The organism is Streptomyces sp. AC627_RSS907 (genome assembly GCF_019049165.1).
Genome location: NZ_JAGMUE010000858.1, coordinates 1 through 668 on the forward strand (window position 1 = coordinate 1; position 668 = coordinate 668).

At 66.8% G+C, this 668-nt stretch carries 1 protein-coding gene; it reads left to right on the top strand.

The features are described from left to right. Positions 1–91: 91 nt before the first annotated feature. Positions 92–668, top strand: a 577-nt coding sequence (locus KUM32_RS39045) for a catalase (protein ID WP_217146515.1), incomplete at its 3' end; no start/stop codon positions are given.

Below are 668 nucleotides of genomic sequence, written 5' to 3' on the forward strand. Positions count from 1 at the left end.
TCTCTCCACTTCTTCTTGACTTAGACAAAGTCCAATGTAGGATCGGTTACGGCTCAGGCCAAGGGACAGGACGAATACGCAGGAGGCGCACGTGACGGTTCAGGGCGAGACGGCTCAGTCGGCGGGGCCGCTGACCACGGAGGCCGGCGCACCGGTCGCCGACAACCAGAACAGCGAGACCGCGGGCGTCGGCGGCCCGGTGCTGGTGCAGGACCAGTTGCTGCTGGAGAAGCTGGCGCACTTCAACCGGGAGCGCATTCCGGAGCGCGTGGTGCACGCCCGGGGAGCCGGCGCGTACGGCACCTTCACGGTGACCGCGGACGTGACCCGGTACACCCGCGCGAAGTTCCTCTCCGAGGTCGGCAAGCAGACCGAGACCTTCCTGCGCTTCTCCACCGTGGCCGGCAACCTGGGCGCGCCGGACGCGGTCCGGGACCCGCGCGGTTTCGCGTTGAAGTTCTACACCGAGGAGGGCAACTACGACCTCGTCGGCAACAACACCCCGGTGTTCTTCATCAGGGACGCCATCAAGTTCCCCGACTTCATCCACACCCAGAAGCGCGACCCGTACACCGGCTCGCAGGAGCCGGACAACGTCTTCGACCTCTGGGGACTGTCGCCCGAGGCCACGCACCAGGTGACGTGGCTCTTCGGTGGCCGTGGCCTCC